Annotated in this window: 9 protein-coding genes; 8 read left to right on the forward strand and 1 reads right to left on the reverse strand. The window is 68.3% G+C overall.

Annotated features, from left to right (window positions below; translation table 11 throughout):
• Positions 1-390 precede the first annotated feature (390 nt).
• From rpoB to FH609_RS12400, 8 genes are all read left to right on the forward strand, one after another.
• The gene (rpoB, locus tag FH609_RS12365) at positions 391-3,876 is read left to right on the forward strand and encodes a DNA-directed RNA polymerase subunit beta (protein ID WP_139667134.1); all 3,486 of its coding nucleotides are present in this window, start codon (positions 391-393) and stop codon (positions 3,874-3,876) included.
• 98 nt (positions 3,877-3,974) lie between these two features.
• A complete protein-coding gene (locus FH609_RS12370; RefSeq protein ID WP_139667365.1) occupies positions 3,975-7,874 on the forward strand; it encodes a DNA-directed RNA polymerase subunit beta' in 3,900 nt (1,299 codons plus the stop codon).
• A 349-nt stretch (positions 7,875-8,223) separates the two neighbouring features.
• Positions 8,224-8,595, forward strand: a complete 372-nt coding sequence (gene rpsL, locus FH609_RS12375; protein WP_062207506.1) for a 30S ribosomal protein S12 — start codon at positions 8,224-8,226, stop codon at positions 8,593-8,595.
• 2 nt (positions 8,596-8,597) lie between these two features.
• Positions 8,598-9,068 (forward strand): 30S ribosomal protein S7, encoded by a 471-nt coding sequence (gene rpsG, locus FH609_RS12380; protein ID WP_113689428.1) that lies wholly within the window; start codon positions 8,598-8,600, stop codon positions 9,066-9,068.
• Between the two features lie 39 nt (positions 9,069-9,107).
• Positions 9,108-11,231, forward strand: a complete 2,124-nt coding sequence (fusA, locus tag FH609_RS12385; protein ID WP_139667133.1) for an elongation factor G — start codon at positions 9,108-9,110, stop codon at positions 11,229-11,231.
• A 168-nt stretch (positions 11,232-11,399) separates the two neighbouring features.
• On the forward strand, positions 11,400-12,593 hold the full coding sequence (gene tuf / locus FH609_RS12390) for an elongation factor Tu (RefSeq protein ID WP_139667132.1): 1,194 nt from the start codon (positions 11,400-11,402) through the stop codon (positions 12,591-12,593).
• A 271-nt stretch (positions 12,594-12,864) separates the two neighbouring features.
• Positions 12,865-13,296 (forward strand): DUF485 domain-containing protein, encoded by a 432-nt coding sequence (locus FH609_RS12395; protein ID WP_139667131.1) that lies wholly within the window; start codon positions 12,865-12,867, stop codon positions 13,294-13,296.
• Positions 13,293-14,993 carry a cation acetate symporter gene (locus FH609_RS12400; RefSeq protein ID WP_139667130.1) on the forward strand — a complete coding sequence of 567 codons (1,701 nt, stop codon included), beginning with the start codon at positions 13,293-13,295 and terminating at the stop codon, positions 14,991-14,993. The genes FH609_RS12395 and FH609_RS12400 overlap by 4 nt, the downstream gene beginning before the upstream one ends.
• 132 nt (positions 14,994-15,125) lie before the next feature.
• Here FH609_RS12400 and FH609_RS12405 read toward each other — a convergent pair whose 3' ends face one another.
• Positions 15,126-16,397 (reverse strand): APC family permease, encoded by a 1,272-nt coding sequence (locus tag FH609_RS12405; protein WP_226961593.1) that lies wholly within the window; start codon positions 16,395-16,397, stop codon positions 15,126-15,128.
• Positions 16,398-16,492 lie beyond the last annotated feature (95 nt).

A 16,492-nucleotide genomic window follows, 5' to 3' on the forward strand; every position in this document is an offset into this window, starting at 1 on the left:
TCCTTGCCCGGGGCGCGGCGGCGGGTATGGTGATCTTCGGCCGCTTCTTGGAGATGCCCGGGACGGGTGGCGGTGGAGTAGGGGCCTTGACGAACCGCAGCGGTCGCGCGATTCTCTGGTCGCACGCCGGATCGATTCCATGATCCGAGGCATGGAATCCCGGCGAGGTGGGAAGTGATGCGGCAGACGGGTCCGTTGCCAGCCTTCGAGGCGGCTGGAGACGGAGCGGAGCACGACCGAGGGTGGCTCCTCGATTGATGGAATATGGGCGTTGGACATCAGTGGGTCTTGTGGCTACACTGACCCTTTGCGCTGCCTAGCTGCCTCCTGCCCGTCACCTTGGGGGCCGGCACGCGCGCAGAGAGTCCGAGCCCTCGGAAGGACCCCCTCTTGGCCGCCTCGCGCAACGCCTCGACGAACAACCAGAACAACGGCACCAGCACCGCACCGCTGCGTGTCTCTTTTGCCAAGATCAAGGAACCGCTAGAGGTTCCCAATCTCCTTGCGCTGCAGACCGAGAGCTTTGACTGGCTGCTCGGCAATGACGCCTGGAAGGCCCGCGTCGAGGCCGCGCTGGAGAGTGGACAGAACGTTCCGACGAAGTCAGGTCTTGAGGAGATCTTCGAGGAGATCTCCCCGATCGAGGACTTCTCCGGGTCGATGTCCCTGACGTTCCGCGACCACCGTTTCGAGCCGCCGAAGAACTCGATCGACGAGTGCAAGGAACGCGACTTCACGTATGCCGCCCCGCTGTTCGTCACGGCGGAGTTCACCAACAACGAGACCGGCGAGATCAAGTCGCAGACGGTCTTCATGGGTGACTTCCCGCTGATGACCGACAAGGGCACCTTCTGCATCAACGGCACCGAGCGCGTGGTCGTCTCGCAGCTGGTGCGGTCCCCGGGCGTCTACTTCGACAGCAGCATCGACAAGACCTCCGACAAGGACCTCTTCTCCGCCAAGATCATCCCCTCCAGGGGCGCCTGGCTGGAGATGGAGATCGACAAGCGCGACATGGTCGGGGTCCGGGTCGACCGCAAGCGCAAGCAGTCCGTGACCGTGCTGCTGAAGGCCCTGGGCTGGACCTCCGACCAGATCCTGGAGGAGTTCGGCGAGTACGAGTCCATGCGCGCCACCCTGGAGAAGGACCACACCCAGGGGCAGGACGACGCGCTGCTCGACATCTACCGCAAGCTCCGCCCGGGCGAGCCGCCGACGCGTGAGGCCGCGCAGACGCTCCTGGAGAACCTGTACTTCAACCCCAAGCGGTACGACCTGGCCAAGGTCGGTCGCTACAAGATCAACAAGAAGCTGGGCGGGGACGAGCCGCTGGACGCCGGCGTGCTCACCGTCGAGGACATCGTCGCCACCATCAAGTACCTGGTGCGGCTGCACGCGGGCGAGACCGAGACGGTCACCTCCGGCGGCCGGACCATCGTGGTGGAGACCGACGACATCGACCACTTCGGCAACCGGCGCCTGCGCAACGTCGGCGAGCTGATCCAGAACCAGGTCCGCACGGGCCTGGCCCGGATGGAGCGGGTCGTCCGCGAGCGGATGACCACCCAGGACGTCGAGGCGATCACGCCGCAGACCCTGATCAACATCCGGCCGGTCGTCGCCTCCATCAAGGAGTTCTTCGGCACCAGCCAGCTGTCGCAGTTCATGGACCAGACCAACCCGCTCTCCGGCCTGACCCACAAGCGTCGGCTGAACTCGCTGGGCCCCGGCGGCCTCAGCCGTGAGCGGGCCGGCCTCGAGGTCCGTGACGTGCACCCCTCGCACTACGGCCGGATGTGTCCGATCGAGACCCCCGAGGGTCCGAACATCGGCCTCATCGGTTCGCTCGCGGCCTTCGGTCGACTGAACGCGTTCGGCTTCGTCGAGACCCCGTACCGCAGGGTCACCGACGGCGTCGTCACCGACCAGGTCGACTACCTGACCGCCGACGAGGAGGACCGCTTCGTCATCGCGCAGGCCAACGCCCCGCTGACGGATGACTACCACTTCGCCGAGTCCCGGGTGCTGGTCCGCCGCCGTGGCGGCGAGATCGACTACGTCGCCGGCACCGAGGTCGACTACATGGACGTCTCGCCGCGCCAGATGGTGTCGGTGGCCACGGCCATGATCCCGTTCCTGGAGCACGACGACGCCAACCGGGCGCTGATGGGCTCCAACATGATGCGCCAGGCCGTGCCGCTGCTCCAGGCGGAGGCCCCGCTGGTCGGCACCGGCATGGAGTACCGCTCCGCCGTGGACGCCGGCGACGTGATCAAGGCCGAGAAGGACGGCGTCATCTCCGACGTCTCCGCCGACTACATCTCGGTGCAGAACGACGACGGCACCCACGTCACCCACCGGCTGGCCAAGTTCCACCGCTCCAACCAGGGCACCTCGTTCAACCAGAAGGTCCTGGTCGAGGAGGGCGACCGGGTGGTCACCGGCCAGGTGATCGCCGACGGCCCGTCCACCGACCGGGGCGAGATGGCGCTCGGCAAGAACCTGCTGGTCGCGTTCATGCCGTGGGAGGGCTACAACTACGAGGACGCGATCATCCTCTCCCAGCGCCTGGTGCAGGACGACGTCCTCTCCTCGATCCACATCGAGGAGCACGAGGTCGACGCCCGCGACACCAAGCTGGGCCCCGAGGAGATCACCCGCGACATCCCCAACGTCTCCGAGGAGGTCCTCGCCGACCTCGACGACCGGGGCATCATCAGGATCGGCGCCGAGGTCGAGGCCGGCGACATCCTGGTGGGCAAGGTGACCCCCAAGGGCGAGACGGAGCTGACCCCGGAGGAGCGCCTGCTGCGCGCGATCTTCGGCGAGAAGGCCCGTGAGGTCCGCGACACCTCGCTGAAGGTGCCGCACGGCGAGACCGGCAAGGTCATCGGCGTGCGCGTCTTCGACCGCGAGGAGGGCGACGAACTGCCGCCGGGCGTCAACCAGTTGGTCCGCGTCTACGTGGCCCAGAAGCGGAAGATCACCGACGGCGACAAGCTCGCCGGCCGGCACGGCAACAAGGGCGTCATCTCCAAGATCCTGCCCGTCGAGGACATGCCGTTCATGGAGGACGGCACCCCGGTCGACATCATCCTGAACCCGCTGGGCGTCCCGTCCCGGATGAACCCGGGTCAGGTGCTGGAGATCCACCTCGGCTGGCTGGCCTCCCAGGGCTGGAAGGTCGAGGGCCTGGCGGAGGAGTGGCAGCAGCGGCTCGCCGCCATCGGCGCCGACGACGTCGCGCCGGGCACCAACGTGGCCACCCCGGTCTTCGACGGCGCCCGCGAGGACGAGATGGCGGGCCTCTTCGGCTCCACCATCCCCAACCGCGACGGCGACCGCCTGGTGCTGCCCTCCGGCAAGGCGCGGCTCTACGACGGCCGTTCCGGGGAGCCGTTCCCCGACCCGATCTCCGTCGGGTACATGTACATCCTGAAGCTGCACCACCTGGTGGACGACAAGCTCCACGCGCGCTCCACCGGTCCGTACTCGATGATCACCCAGCAGCCGCTCGGTGGTAAGGCACAGTTCGGTGGCCAGCGGTTCGGCGAGATGGAGGTGTGGGCGCTGGAGGCATACGGCGCCGCCTACGCGCTCCAGGAGCTGCTGACCATCAAGTCCGACGACGTCACCGGCCGGGTCAAGGTCTACGAGGCGATCGTCAAGGGCGAGAACATCCCCGAGCCCGGCATTCCCGAGTCCTTCAAGGTGCTCATCAAGGAAATGCAGTCGCTCTGCCTGAACGTGGAGGTGCTGTCCTCGGACGGCATGTCCATCGAGATGCGCGACACCGACGAGGACGTCTTCCGCGCCGCGGAAGAGCTCGGCATCGACCTGTCCCGGCGGGAGCCGAGCAGCGTCGAAGAGGTCTGACGGGCCAGGTCGGGGGAGCGTGGCCACCACGTTCCCCCGGCTCCCCCCGGACCCCGACAGACCATTGACTGACACGACCCTGAGAGGGATTGACGAGAGTGCTCGACGTCAACTTCTTCGACGAACTGCGGATCGGCCTGGCGACGGCTGACGACATCCGTCAGTGGTCTCACGGCGAGGTGAAGAAGCCGGAGACCATCAACTACCGCACCCTCAAGCCCGAGAAGGACGGCCTCTTCTGCGAGAAGATCTTCGGCCCCACCCGGGACTGGGAGTGCTACTGCGGCAAGTACAAGCGCGTCCGCTTCAAGGGCATCATCTGTGAGCGCTGCGGCGTCGAGGTGACCCGCGCCAAGGTGCGCAGGGAGCGGATGGGCCACATCGAACTGGCCGCCCCCGTCACCCACATCTGGTACTTCAAGGGCGTGCCGTCGCGCCTGGGGTACCTGCTCGACCTGGCGCCGAAGGACCTGGAGAAGGTCATCTACTTCGCCGCCTACATGATCACGTACGTGGACGAGGAGCGTCGCACCCGCGACCTGCCGTCCCTCGAGGCGCACATCTCGGTGGAGCGGCAGCAGATCGAACAGCGCCGCGACGCCGACCTGGAGGCCAGGGCCAAGAAGCAGGAGGCCGACCTGGCCGAGCTGGAGGCCGAGGGCGCCAAGGCGGACGTCCGCCGCAAGGTGCGCGAGGGCGCCGAGCGCGAGATGAAGCAGCTGCGGGACCGGGCCCAGCGCGAGCTGGACCGGCTCGACGAGGTGTGGAACCGCTTCAAGAACCTCAAGGTCCAGGACCTGGAGGGCGACGAGCTGCTCTACCGCGAGCTGCGTGACCGCTTCGGCACCTACTTCGACGGTTCGATGGGCGCCGCCGCGCTCCAGAAGCGGTTGGAGACCTTCGACCTGACGGAGGAGGCCGAGCGGCTGCGGGAGATCATCCGCACCGGCAAGGGCCAGAAGAAGACCCGTGCCCTGAAGCGGCTCAAGGTGGTCTCGGCGTTCCTCCAGACCTCCAACAGCCCGCGCGGCATGGTGCTGGACTGCGTCCCGGTGATCCCGCCGGACCTGCGTCCGATGGTGCAGCTGGACGGTGGCCGCTTCGCGACCTCCGACCTGAACGACCTGTACCGCCGCGTCATCAACCGGAACAACCGGCTGAAGAGGCTGCTGGACCTGGGCGCCCCCGAGATCATCGTCAACAACGAGAAGCGGATGCTTCAGGAGGCCGTTGACGCGCTGTTCGACAACGGCCGGCGCGGCCGCCCGGTCACCGGTCCCGGCAACCGTCCGCTGAAGTCGCTCTCCGACATGCTCAAGGGCAAGCAGGGTCGGTTCCGGCAGAACCTGCTGGGCAAGCGCGTCGACTACTCGGCCCGTTCCGTGATCGTCGTCGGCCCGCAGCTGAAGCTGCACCAGTGCGGCCTGCCCAAGGCGATGGCGCTGGAGCTGTTCAAGCCGTTCGTGATGAAGCGGCTGGTCGACCTCAACCACGCGCAGAACATCAAGTCGGCCAAGCGGATGGTCGAGCGGCAGCGCACCGTGGTGTACGACGTCCTCGAAGAGGTCATCGCCGAGCACCCGGTGCTGCTCAACCGCGCGCCCACCCTGCACCGTCTGGGCATCCAGGCGTTCGAGCCGCAGCTGGTCGAGGGCAAGGCCATCCAGATCCACCCGCTGGTCTGCACCGCGTTCAACGCGGACTTCGACGGCGACCAGATGGCCGTGCACCTGCCGCTGTCCGCCGAGGCGCAGGCCGAGGCCCGCATCCTGATGCTGTCCTCGAACAACATCCTCAAGCCGGCCGACGGCCGGCCGGTGACCATGCCGACCCAGGACATGGTGCTCGGGCTCTTCTTCCTCACCACCGACGAGGAGGAGCGCGAGGTGCGCGGCGAGGGCCGGTCCTTCGCCTCCACCGCCGAGGCGATCATGGCGTTCGACGCCGGCGAGCTGTCGCTCCAGGCGAAGATCGACATCCGCTTCCCGCTGGGCACCGTCCCGCCGCGCGGCTGGACGCCGCCGGAGCCCGAGGACGGCGAGCCGGCCTGGCAGCCGGGGGAGAGCTTCCGCCTGCGCACCACGCTGGGCCGGGCGCTCTTCAACGAACTGCTGCCCGAGGACTACCCGTTCGTTGACGAGTCGGTGGGCAAGAAGCAGCTCTCCGGCATCGTCAACGACCTGGCCGAGCGGTACCCGAAGGTCGTGGTGGCCGCCGCGCTGGACAACCTCAAGTCGGCCGGCTACTTCTGGGCCACCCGGTCCGGGGTCACCGTGGCCGTCTCCGACATCGTGGTGCCCGAGGCGAAGAAGCAGATCATCGCCGACTACGAGAGCCAGGACGAGAAGGTCCAGAAGCAGTACGAGCGCGGCCTGATCACCAAGGACGAGCGGACCCAGGAGCTGATCGCGATCTGGACCAAGGCCACGGCCGAGGTCGCGGACGCGATGAGCGACAACTTCCCGAAGACCAACCCGATCTTCATGATGGTGGACTCGGGTGCGCGCGGCAACATGATGCAGATGCGTCAGATCGCCGGTATGCGTGGTCTGGTGTCCAACGCGAAGAACGAGACCATCCCGCGGCCGATCAAGGCGTCGTTCCGCGAGGGCCTCACGGTGCTGGAGTACTTCATCTCCACCCACGGCGCCCGCAAGGGCCTCGCCGACACCGCGCTGCGGACCGCCGACTCGGGCTACCTGACCCGTCGTCTGGTGGACGTCTCCCAGGACGTGATCATCCGCGAGGAGGACTGCGGCACCGACCGTGGCCTCAAGCTGACGATCGCCTCCAAGGACGCGGAGGGCGTGCTGCGCAAGGCGGACGACGTCGAGAGCAGCGTCTACGCCCGGTGCCTGGCCGAGGACATCACGGTGGAAGGGAAGGTGCTGGCCCCGGCCGGCACCGACCTGGGCGACGTGCTCATCGACGAGCTGGTGCGGCACGGCGTGGAGACGGTCAAGACCCGCTCCGTGCTCACCTGCGAGTCGGCCGTCGGCACCTGCGCCATGTGCTATGGGCGTTCGCTGGCCACCGGCAAGCTGGTGGACATCGGCGAGGCCGTCGGCATCATCGCGGCCCAGTCCATCGGTGAGCCCGGCACCCAGCTGACGATGCGGACCTTCCACACCGGTGGTGTGGCGGGTGAGGACATCACCCAGGGTCTGCCGCGTGTGGTCGAGCTGTTCGAGGCCCGCACGCCCAAGGGCGTCGCGCCGATCTCGGAATCGGCCGGCCGGGTGCGGATCGAGGAGACCGAGAAGACCAAGAAGGTCATCGTCACGCCGGACGACGGCTCCGACGAGACCTCCTACGCGGTCTCCAAGCGGGCCAGGCTGCTGGTCGGCGAGGGCGACCACGTCACGGTCGGCCAGCCGCTGACCGTGGGCGCCGCCAACCCGCACGACGTGCTGCGCATCCTGGGGCAGCGCGCGGTGCAGATCTACCTGGTGGGCGAGGTCCAGAAGGTCTACAACTCGCAGGGTGTGGCCATCCACGACAAGCACATCGAGATCATCGTCCGGCAGATGCTGCGCCGGGTGACGATCATCGAGTCCGGCGACGCGGAGCTGCTGCCGGGCGAGCTGGTCGAGCGCTCGAAGTTCGAGTCGGAGAACCGCCGCGTGGTGGCCGAGGGCGGGCACCCCGCCTCCGGCCGTCCGCAGCTGATGGGCATCACCAAGGCGTCGCTGGCCACCGAGTCGTGGCTGTCGGCGGCGTCCTTCCAGGAGACGACGCGGGTGCTGACCGACGCGGCGATCAACGCCAAGTCGGACTCGCTGATCGGCCTCAAGGAGAACGTGATCATCGGCAAGCTGATCCCGGCCGGCACGGGCCTGTCCCGCTACCGGAACATCCGGGTGGAGCCGACCGAGGAGGCGAAGGCCGCGATGTACTCGGCCGTCGGGTACGACGACATCGACTACTCGCCCTTCGGCACCGGCTCCGGCCAGGCGGTCCCGCTTGAGGACTACGACTACGGCCCCTACCAGGGCTGAGTCGGGCCGACGACCGGTGGCCGGGGTGGAGCGATCCGCCCCGGCCACCGGCCCGTTCCGGCCCCTCCGCGTTGCCGCGGGTTCGGGTGCCGGTCACCTCGGGGGGCGTCAAGGGGGCCGGACCTCGATCGTTTTGACCCAGGCCACCGCGCTGGGTACGCTCTGACCTTGTGCCTGGGGTGTTCCCTGCGCTTTTTCGGTGGCAGTCGGAACTCCGGGGTCCGCACATTCTTCCCAGCGCTCCCGAGCGGAGTCGCGGAAGCTCGCGGTTTTCGACACGCCCGACCGCGTGGGTCGGCGTGTTCCAGGTTAGCTTTATTGAGATCGGCACAGAGAAACCGGAGATACGGTGCCAACGATCCAGCAGCTGGTCCGCAAGGGCCGGCAGGACAAGGTCGAGAAGAACAAGACGCCCGCACTTGAGGGTTCGCCCCAGCGCCGTGGCGTCTGCACGCGTGTGTTCACCACCACGCCCAAGAAGCCGAACTCGGCGCTGCGCAAGGTCGCGCGTGTCCGGCTGAGCAACGGGATCGAGGTCACCGCCTACATTCCGGGTGAGAACCACAACCTTCAGGAGCACTCCATCGTGCTGGTGCGCGGTGGAAGGGTGCGTGACCTGCCGGGTGTTCGCTACAAGATCATCCGCGGTTCCCTGGACACCCAGGGTGTCAAGAACCGCAAGCAGGCCCGCAGCCGCTACGGCGCCAAGAAGGAGAAGTAACCATGCCTCGTAAGGGCCCCGCCCCGAAGCGACCGGTGCACATCGACCCGGTCTACGGTTCTCCTCTGGTGACCTCCCTGATCAACAAGGTGCTGCTGAACGGCAAGCGCTCCACCGCCGAGCGCATCGTCTACGGCGCCATGGAGGGGCTGCGGGAGAAGACCGGCAACGACCCGGTCATCACCCTGAAGCGCGCCCTGGAGAACGTGAAGCCCACCCTTGAGGTGCGGTCCCGCCGCGTCGGTGGCGCCACGTACCAGGTGCCGGTCGAGGTGCGCCCCGGGCGTTCCTCCACGCTCGCCCTGCGCTGGCTCGTCGGCTACTCCCGCGCCCGTCGCGAGAAGACGATGACCGAGCGCCTGATGAACGAGCTGCTCGACGCCTCCAACGGCCTCGGTGCCTCCGTGAAGAAGCGCGAGGACACGCACAAGATGGCCGAGTCCAACAAGGCGTTCGCGCACTACCGCTGGTAGTCGCAACCCCTATCGAGACCGAGAGAAGACTGAAGCCAGATGGCTACCACTTCACTTGACCTGGCCAGGGTCCGCAACATCGGGATCATGGCTCACATCGACGCGGGCAAGACGACCACCACCGAGCGGATTCTTTACTACACCGGTGTGAGCTACAAGATCGGTGAGGTCCACGACGGCGCCGCCACGATGGACTGGATGGAGCAGGAGCAGGAGCGGGGGATCACCATCACCTCCGCGGCCACCACCTGCCACTGGCCGCTCGATGAGGTCGACCACACGATCAACATCATCGACACCCCCGGCCACGTTGACTTCACGGTCGAGGTGGAGCGCTCCCTGCGGGTGCTCGACGGCGCGGTCACCGTCTTCGACGGTGTCGCCGGTGTCGAGCCGCAGTCGGAGACCGTCTGGCGTCAGGCGGACCGCTACGGCGTTCCGCGCATCTGCTTCGTGAACAAGCTCGACCGCACGGGCGCGGACTTCTTCCGCTGCGTCGACATGATCATCGACCGGCTGAAGGCCACCCCGCTGGTCATGCAGCTCCCGATCGGCGCCGAGGCGGGCTTCAAGGGCGTCATCGACCTGGTCCGCATGAAGGCCCTGGTCTGGTCCGAGGAGACCAAGCTCGGCGAGATGTACGACGTCGTGGACATCCCGGAGGACCTGCGTGAGCAGGCCGACGAGTGGCACGGCAAGCTCGTCGAGGCCGTCTCCGAGAACGACGAGGAGCTGATGGAGCTGTACCTGGAGGGCACCGAGCCCACCGTGGACCAGCTCTACGCCGCGATCCGTCGGATCACCCTCGCCTCCACCGGCGCCGAGGGCTCCATCACGATCACCCCGGTGTTCTGTGGCACCGCGTTCAAGAACAAGGGCGTGCAGCCCCTGCTCGACGCGGTCGTGCGGTACCTGCCGTCGCCGCTGGACGTCGAGGCCGTGGAGGGCCACTCGCCGAAGGACAGCGAGGAGGTCATCCGCCGGAAGCCCTCCGAGGAGGAGCCGCTGTCGGCCCTGGCGTTCAAGATCGCCAGCGACCCGCACCTGGGCAAGCTGACCTTCATCCGCGTCTACTCCGGTGTGCTCCAGGCGGGCACCCAGGTGTTGAACGCCGTGAAGGGCCGCAAGGAGCGGATCGGCAAGATCTACCGGATGCACGCCAACAAGCGGGAGGAGATCGACCGCGTTGGCGCCGGTGACATCGTCGCCGTGATGGGGCTCAAGCAGACCACCACGGGTGAGACGCTGTCGGACGCCACCCACCAGATCATCCTGGAGTCCATGGAGTTCCCGGCTCCGGTGATCGAGGTCGCCATCGAGCCCAAGTCCAAGGGCGACCAGGAGAAGCTGGGCGTGGCGATCCAGCGGCTGGCCGAGGAGGACCCGTCCTTCCAGGTCAAGACCAACGAGGAGACCGGCCAGACGATCATCGCCGGCATGGGCGAGCTGCACCTCGATGTGCTGGTCGACCGCATGAAGCGCGAGTTCAAGGTCGAGGCCAACGTCGGCAAGCCGCAGGTGGCCTACCGCGAGACCCTGCGTCGCGCGGTGGAGAAGGTCGACTACACCCACAAGAAGCAGACCGGTGGCTCCGGTCAGTTCGCCAAGGTGCAGATCAGCCTGGAGCCGCTGGAGGGCGACGGGTACGAGTTCGAGAACAAGGTCACCGGTGGCCGCATCCCCAAGGAGTACATCCCCTCGGTGGACGCCGGTTGCCAGGAGGCGATGGAGTTCGGCGTGCTCGCCGGCTACCCGCTGACCGGTGTGAAGGTGACCCTGCTCGACGGCGCGTACCACGACGTCGACTCCTCCGAGATGGCGTTCAAGATCGCGGGCTCGATGGTCTTCAAGGAGGCCGCCCGCAGGGCGAGTCCGGCCATCCTGGAGCCGCTGATGGCGGTCGAGGTCACCACGCCCGAGGAGTACATGGGCGACGTGATCGGCGACATCAACTCCCGCCGTGGCCAGATCCAGGCCATGGAGGACCGGGGTGGCAACAAGGTCGTCAAGGCCCTGGTGCCGCTGTCGGAGATGTTCGGCTACGTCGGCGACCTGCGCAGCAAGACCTCCGGTCGTGCGAGCTACTCCATGCAGTTCGATTCCTATGGTGAGGTTCCCAAGAACGTCTCCGAGGAGATCATCGCGAAGGCCAAGGGCGAGTAGCCCTTAAGCTGGAGCAAGGGGCATTCGGGGGCATACCGCCCCCGATGCCCGGCCCTTTAGCGAAGCGGTCAAGGGCATCCCCTCGGGGTCCTGACCGGTTCGGTCGATTCCTGAAAACCTTCCGCAAGGTGCGGGGGGCGTACAGCACCAGTCCACAGGAGGACCCCAGTGGCGAAGGCGAAGTTCGAGCGGACTAAGCCGCACGTCAACATTGGCACCATCGGTCACATCGACCACGGCAAGACGACGCTTACCGCGGCGATCACCAAGGTGCTGCACGACGCATACCCGGACCTCAACGAGACGTTCGCGTTCGAGAACATCGACAAGGCGCCCGAGGAGCGTCAGCGCGGTATCACCATCTCCATCGCGCACGTCGAGTATCAGACGGAGAACCGCCACTACGCGCACGTTGACTGCCCGGGTCACGCGGACTACATCAAGAACATGATCACCGGTGCCGCCCAGATGGACGGCGCGATCCTGGTGGTCGCCGCCACCGACGGCCCGATGCCGCAGACCAAGGAGCACGTGCTCCTGGCCCGCCAGGTCGGTGTGCCGTACATCGTGGTCGCCCTCAACAAGGCGGACATGGTGGACGACGAGGAGATCATGGAGCTGGTGGAGCTCGAGGTCCGTGAGCTGCTCACGGAGTACGAGTTCCCGGGCGACGACGTCCCCGTGGTCAAGGTCTCCGCGCTGAAGGCGCTGGAGGGCGACCCGGAGTGGTCGAAGACCGTCCTCGAGCTGATGGAGGCCGTGGACAGTGCCATTCCGCAGCCCGAGCGGGACGTTGACAAGCCGTTCCTGATGCCGATCGAGGACGTGTTCACCATCACCGGTCGCGGCACCGTCGTGACCGGCCGGATCGAGCGCGGCATCCTCAAGGTCAACGAGACCGTCGACATCATCGGCATCAAGGAGGAGAAGGCCACCACCACGGTGACCGGGATCGAGATGTTCCGGAAGCTGCTGGACGAGGGCCGGGCCGGTGAGAACGTCGGTCTGCTCCTCCGTGGCATCAAGCGCGAGGACGTCGAGCGCGGCCAGGTCGTCATCAAGCCCGGTTCGGTCACGCCGCACACCGAGTTCGAGGCGACCGCGTACATCCTGTCGAAGGACGAGGGTGGCCGTCACACCCCCTTCTTCAACAACTACCGGCCGCAGTTCTACTTCCGCACCACCGACGTGACCGGTGTGGTGAACCTCCCCGAGGGCACCGAGATGGTCATGCCGGGCGACAACACCGACATGCGCGTCGAGCTGATCCAGCCCGTCGCCATGGAGGAGGGCCTGAAGTTCGCCATCCGTGAGGGTGGTCGGACCGTCGGCGCCGGTCAGGTCACCAAGATCATCAAGTGAGCTGACCGTTCGCGGCCAACCGGTCGCGAGCCAGCGTTTCCCAGGGCCCCGGGCCCGCCGCCCCGCGCGGTGGACCCGGGGCCCTGGCGCGTGTTCTGGCGCGTGTCCCGGGGGCGCGCGCCCGGGTGATCTGCCCGTCGCCCGCTCGGCGCTGATTTCGACCGTTCGTCGAGTGGCGGGCTCCTCGGCCTGCCCTGGAGGTGTGACGCTCCTTACATTCTGGGGGCAGTTCCCTTATCGCCACCCGGGCCGCTTTCCTAAGGAGCCGTCGATGACGACACACTCCGCCCCCGACTCCAGCGAGCCTCCCCAGCCCGCCGAACGGGGTGACCCACCGCCGGCCGTCGCCGCCGAGGCCGACCTGGAGGCACGCTCGGCCGCGATGCACGCCGATCCCCGGTTCGACGAACTGCGCCGCCGGCTGCTGCGCTTCGTCGTCCCGGCGAGCATCGCCTTCTTCTCCTGGTACCTGCTCTACGTCCTCATGTCGGCCTACGCCCGTGGGGTGATGTCGACCGAGGTGGTCGGCAGCGCCAACGTCGCCCTGTTCTTCGGTCTGTTGCAGTTCGTCACGACCTTCGGCATCGCGATTCTCTACTCCCGTTACGCCAACCGCCGTTACGACCCCCTCGCCGACGAGCTGCGCGACGAGCTGGAGGGCCAGCCGGCGGTGCCCGGCGCCAGGAAGGGAGACGACGCATGATCTCCATCGCGGCGGAGACCACCTCGGACGAGCGGCTGATCACCGTCATCCTCTTCGGCGTGCTGATCGCGGTGACGCTCGGCATCACCGTCTGGGCGAGCCGGCAGACGAAGTCCGCCACCGACTTCCACTCCGGCGGCCGGGGCTTCAGCGGCATTCAGAACGGCTTCGCGATCGGCGGCGACTACATGTCGGCCGCTTCGTTCCTGGGCATCGCGGGCATGATCGCGCTCTTCGGCTACGACGGCTTCCTCTACTCGATCGGCTTCCTGGTCGCCTGGCTGGTGGCGTTGCTGCTGGTCGCCGAACTCCTGCGGAACTCGGGCCGGTTCACGATGACCGACGTCGTGTCCTACCGGATGAAGCAGCGGCCGGTGCGGACGGCGGGCTCGATCTCCACGCTGACCGTCTCGATCTTCTACCTGCTGGCGCAGATGGTGGGCGCCGGTGCCCTGGTGGCGCTGCTGCTGGGCATCGAGGAGGGCGAGACCTACCTCGGGATGAGCGCCGACACCGCCAAGATCGTCGGCATCGTGGTCGTCGGCCTGCTGATGATCACCTATGTGTCGTTCGGCGGGATGACCGGCACCACCTGGGTGCAGATCGTCAAGGCCGTGATGCTGATGGGCGGCGCGCTGCTGGTCGCGCTGCTCGTGCTGTCGATCTACGACTTCAACTTCGGCTCGCTGATGAACGACGCGGCCGAGGCGAGCGGCGCCGGCAACGCGTTCCTCGAACCGGGGCAACGCTACGGCGTCGAGGTCGCCGGCGACGCGTGGCAGACCATGGTCAACAAGCTGGACCTGATCAGCCTCGGCCTGGCGCTGGTGCTGGGCACGGCCGGCCTGCCGCACATCCTGATCCGCTTCTACACGGTGCCGGACTCCAAGACCGCCCGGAAGTCGGTCAACTGGGCCATCGGCCTCATCGGCACCTTCTACCTGCTGACCCTGATCCTGGGCTTCGGCGCGGCGGCGCTGGTCGGGCGCGACGCGATCGTGGCACAGAACTCGGCGGGCAACACGGCGGCGCCCCAGCTGGCCGAGGAGGTCGGCCAGCACTTCGGCGGCGACTTCCTGGGCGCGGTGATGCTGGCGCTGATCGCGGCGGTGGCGTTCGCGACGATCCTCTCCACGGTGGCCGGGCTGACGATCGCCTCGTCCTCCTCGCTGGCGCACGACTTCTACAACGCCGTGCTGCGCGGCGGGAAGGCCAGCGAGCAGGAGGAGGTCAGGGTCGCCAGGTTCGCCGCGATCGGCGTCGGCGCGGTCTCCATCGTGCTGGCGGTCTTCGCGCAGGACCTCAACGTGGCCTTCCTGGTCGCGCTGGCCTTCGCGATCGCCGCCTCGGCCAACCTGCCGGTGATCCTGCTGAGCCTCTTCTGGAAGCGGTTCAACACCAGGGGAGCGGTGGCCGGCATCTACGGCGGCCTGATCAGCTCGGTCGGCCTGGTGATCTTCTCCCCGGTGGTCTCCGGCAAGGTGGACGCCGAGGGGGAGAACCTGGCGCTGCTGCCGAAGAGCATCGACATCTCCTGGTTCCCGCTGGAGAACCCCGGCCTGGTCTCCATCCCGCTGGGTCTGCTCTGTGCCGTGATCGGCACCCTCATGTCCAACGAGTCCGAACCCGAGCGGTTCGCGAAGCTCCAGGTGCGGGCCCTCACCGGCGCCGGAGCGGAACGCGCGACCAAGCACTGACGGTTCGCACTCGAAGGAGGGGGTCTCATCCGCCCCCCGCGCCCGGGGCCCCGCCCCCGCCCTTCCCCAGGCGGGGCCCCGGGCGCCTTTTCCTTTCCCCGGAGAGTCCGGAGGCGCGCGGGCGCGCGGTGGCTACCGCCGGCGGGCGCCGGCGCGGCGGATGCCGTAGGCGGCGGCGCCGACGAGGAGGACGCCGGCCCCGGTGAGGACGGAGGTCGGTGGGAGGGCGAAGGCCAGGACGAGGCAGCCGGCGAGGCCGAGGACGGGGACGAGCCTGGCCGGGCGGCCCTCGGCGGGGGTGAGCGTCCAGGCGGCGGCGTTGGCGATGGCGTAGTAGGCCAGGACGCCGAACGAGGAGAAGCCGATCGCGCCGCGCAGGTCCGTGGTGGCGGCCGCTGCCGCGACCACGAGGCCGACGGCGAGTTCGGCCCGGTGGGGGACCCTCAGGCGCGGGTGGACGGCGGCCAGGGCGTGCGGCAGGTGGCGGTCGCGCGCCAGGGCGAGGGTGGTGCGGGAGACGCCGAGGACGAGGGCGAGCAGGGAGCCGAGGGCGGCGACGGCGGCGCCGACCCGCACCACCGGCCCGAGCCAGCCGGCGCCGGCCGCCCGCGCCGCCTCGGCCAGCGGCGCCTCGGCGGCGGCGAGGCCGCCAGGGCCGAGGACCAGGAGGACCGAGACGGCGACGAGCGCGTAGACGGCGAGGGTGATGCCGAGCGCGAGCGGGATGGCGCGCGGGATGGTGCGGACCGGATCGGTGACCTCCTCGCCGAGGGTGGCGATGCGGGCGTAGCCGGCGAACGCGAAGAACAGCAGCCCGGCCGCCTGGAGCACCCCGCCGCCTGTGGCGTCGGCGCCGAGGTCCAGGCGGTCCGCGTCCACGGCGCCGGAGGCGAGCGACGCGACCACGACGGCGGCGAGCACCGCGAGCACGAACGCCACGATGACGCGGGTGAGCAGGGCGGACCGCCGGACCCCGGCCAGGTTGACCGCGACGAGCGCCAGCACAGCGGCCACCGCGACCGCGCGGGCCTGGCCGGGCCAGACATAGGCGCCGACGGTCAGGGCCATCGCCGCGCAGGACGCGGTCTTGCCCACCACGAACGCCCACCCGGCCAGGTAGCCCCAGAACGCGCCCAGCCGCTCCCGCCCGTAGACATAGCCGCCGCCCGAGGCCGGATAGCGGGCGGCGAGCCGGGCGGAGGAGGTGGCGTTGCAGTACGCGACGACGGCGGCCAGGGCGAGGCCGAGCAGCAGTCCTGAGCCGGCCGCGCGGGCGGCCGGCGCCAGGGCGGTGAAGATCCCGGCGCCGATCATCGACCCCAGCCCGATCAGCACCGCGTCGGGCACCCCGAGGCGCCGCGCGAGTTCGTCGGGCGCCCCGGGGGAGGGCGGCGTGCTGCTCACTGTCGTCTCTCCCTCTCGGCCGTGGTCCGAACGTACGTCCCGGTCAGGCGCGCACCCTAGGGGACCGAGCTGAACACCGCGTGGCGTACCGCCCG

Origin of the sequence: Streptomyces sp. 3MP-14, from assembly GCF_006334905.2 — a bacterium.
GTDB classification, from domain to species: domain Bacteria; phylum Actinomycetota; class Actinomycetes; order Streptomycetales; family Streptomycetaceae; genus Streptomyces; species Streptomyces triticirhizae.